The organism is Burkholderia lata (assembly GCF_902499335.1).
GTDB classification, from domain to species: Bacteria; Pseudomonadota; Gammaproteobacteria; order Burkholderiales; family Burkholderiaceae; genus Burkholderia; species Burkholderia lata_B.
Genome location: NZ_CABVQK010000040.1, coordinates 1 through 2,963, shown reverse-complemented (window position 1 = coordinate 2,963; position 2,963 = coordinate 1). Strand labels below are relative to the sequence as shown.

The window sequence follows — 2,963 nt, the reverse complement described above, 5'->3', positions numbered from 1 at the left end:
TGGCTTAGGGAGCCTGACGATTACCTACTTTCACACGGGAATCCGCACTATCATCGGCGTAGAGTCGTTTCACGGTCCTGTTCGGGATGGGAAGGGGTGGGACCGACTCGCTATGGTCATCAGGCAAAGAGGGTTGTTGTGCTGACTTCGCAGCACAACCAATCTTGGAAGAAGCAGTAATTTTGAGTTGTGTGTATCACACACGAGAATCCAACCGTCCGACGCGCTCTGTAGCGCGAAACAGACTTGTTATAGGATCAAGCCTTACGGGCAATTAGTATCAGTTAGCTGAACGCATTACTGCGCTTACACACCTGACCTATCAACGTCCTGGTCTCGAACGACCCTTCAAGGGGATCTAGTCCCCAGGGATATCTCATCTTAAGGCGAGTTTCCCGCTTAGATGCTTTCAGCGGTTATCTCTTCCGAACATAGCTACCCGGCGATGCCACTGGCGTGACAACCGGTACACCAGAGGTTCGTCCACTCCGGTCCTCTCGTACTAGGAGCAGCCCCCTTCAAATATCCAACGCCCACGGCAGATAGGGACCAAACTGTCTCACGACGTTTTAAACCCAGCTCACGTACCTCTTTAAATGGCGAACAGCCATACCCTTGGGACCGGCTACAGCCCCAGGATGAGATGAGCCGACATCGAGGTGCCAAACACCGCCGTCGATATGAACTCTTGGGCGGTATCAGCCTGTTATCCCCAGAGTACCTTTTATCCGTTGAGCGATGGCCCTTCCATACAGAACCACCGGATCACTATGACCTGCTTTCGCACCTGCTCGACTTGTCGGTCTCGCAGTTAAGCACGCTTATGCCATTGCACTATCAGCACGATTTCCGACCGTACCTAGCGTACCTTCGTACTCCTCCGTTACGCTTTGGGAGGAGACCGCCCCAGTCAAACTGCCTACCATGCACTGTCCCCGACCCGGATCACGGGCCAAGGTTAGAACCTCAAACAAACCAGGGTGGTATTTCAAGGACGGCTCCACCGAAACTAGCGTTCCGGTTTCATAGCCTCCCACCTATCCTACACAGATCGGTTCAAAGTCCAATGCAAAGCTACAGTAAAGGTTCATGGGGTCTTTCCGTCTAGCCGCGGGTAGATTGCATCATCACAAACACTTCAACTTCGCTGAGTCTCGGGAGGAGACAGTGTGGCCATCGTTACGCCATTCGTGCAGGTCGGAACTTACCCGACAAGGAATTTCGCTACCTTAGGACCGTTATAGTTACGGCCGCCGTTTACCGGGACTTCAATCAAGAGCTTGCACCCCATCATTTAATCTTCCGGCACCGGGCAGGCGTCACACCCTATACGTCCACTTTCGTGTTTGCAGAGTGCTGTGTTTTTATTAAACAGTCGCAGCCACCAGTTTATTGCAACCCCTTCACCCTTTGCCCGCAGGGGCATCAAGCTACAAGGGCGTACCTTATCCCGAAGTTACGGTACCAATTTGCCGAGTTCCTTCTCCCGAGTTCTCTCAAGCGCCTTAGAATACTCATCTCGCCCACCTGTGTCGGTTTGCGGTACGGTCATCATTAGACTGAAGCTTAGAGGCTTTTCTTGGAACCACTTCCAATTGCTTCGCTCCCTAAGGAGCTCGCGCCACACCCTTGAATTCCGCGCCCGGATTTGCCTAAGCGCCTTCTCCAATGCAGCGACCGGGACTTCCAACACCCGGACAACCTTCCGCGATCCGTCCCCCCATCGCATCTAACAATGGTGCAGGAATATTGACCTGCTTCCCATCAGCTACGCATTTCTGCCTCGCCTTAGGGGCCGACTCACCCTACGCCGATGAACGTTGCGTAGGAAACCTTGGGCTTACGGCGAGGGGGCCTTTCACCCCCTTTATCGCTACTCATGTCAGCATTCGCACTTCTGATACCTCCAGCATCCCTTCCGAGACACCTTCGCAGGCTTACAGAACGCTCTCCTACCATGCACATAAATGTGCATCCGCAGCTTCGGTATATAGCTTAGCCCCGTTACATCTTCCGCGCAGGACGACTCGATCAGTGAGCTATTACGCTTTCTTTAAAGGGTGGCTGCTTCTAAGCCAACCTCCTGACTGTTTTAGCCTTCCCACTTCGTTTCCCACTTAGCTATATTTGGGGACCTTAGCTGGCGGTCTGGGTTGTTTCCCTCTTGACACCGGACGTTAGCACCCGATGTCTGTCTCCCGTGATTGCACTCTTCGGTATTCGGAGTTTGCTATGGCGGGGTAATCCGCAATGGACCCCCCAACCATGACAGTGCTCTACCCCCGAAGGTGAGACACGAGGCACTACCTAAATAGTTTTCGGAGAGAACCAGCTATTTCCAAGTTTGTTTAGCCTTTCACCCCTATCCACAGCTCATCCCCTAACTTTTCAACGTTAGTGGGTTCGGACCTCCAGTACGTGTTACCGCACCTTCATCCTGGCCATGGATAGATCACTTGGTTTCGGGTCTACGCCCAGCAACTGAACGCCCTATTCGGACTCGCTTTCGCTACGCCTGCCCTATACGGTTAAGCTTGCTACTGAACGTAAGTCGCTGACCCATTATACAAAAGGTACGCCGTCACCCCTTTCGAGGCTCCGACTGTTTGTATGCATGCGGTTTCAGGATCTATTTCACTCCCCTCCCGGGGTTCTTTTCACCTTTCCCTCACGGTACTGGTTCACTATCGGTCGATCACGAGTATTTAGCCTTGGAGGATGGTCCCCCCATCTTCAGACAGGATTTCACGTGTCCCGCCCTACTTGTCGCACACCTAGTTCTTTCATACTGTTTTCGCCTACGGGGCTATCACCCGCTATGGCCGCACTTTCCAGAGCGTTCGGCTAACAATACAAATAAAGAGTGCAAGGCTCATCCCATTTCGCTCGCCACTACTTTGGGAATCTCGGTTGATTTCTTTTCCTGCGGTTACTTAGATGTTTCAGTTCACCGCGTTCGCTTC

At 52.7% G+C, this 2,963-nt stretch carries 2 rRNA genes; both read right to left on the bottom strand.

Going from position 1 to position 2,963, the window contains the following annotated elements:
• Positions 1-11: 11 nt before the first annotated feature.
• Positions 12-124, bottom strand: a 5S ribosomal RNA gene (gene rrf, locus BCO18175_RS40315).
• A gap of 129 nt (positions 125-253) precedes the next feature.
• Positions 254-2,963 (bottom strand): 23S ribosomal RNA (locus tag BCO18175_RS40310); the annotation flags it as partial.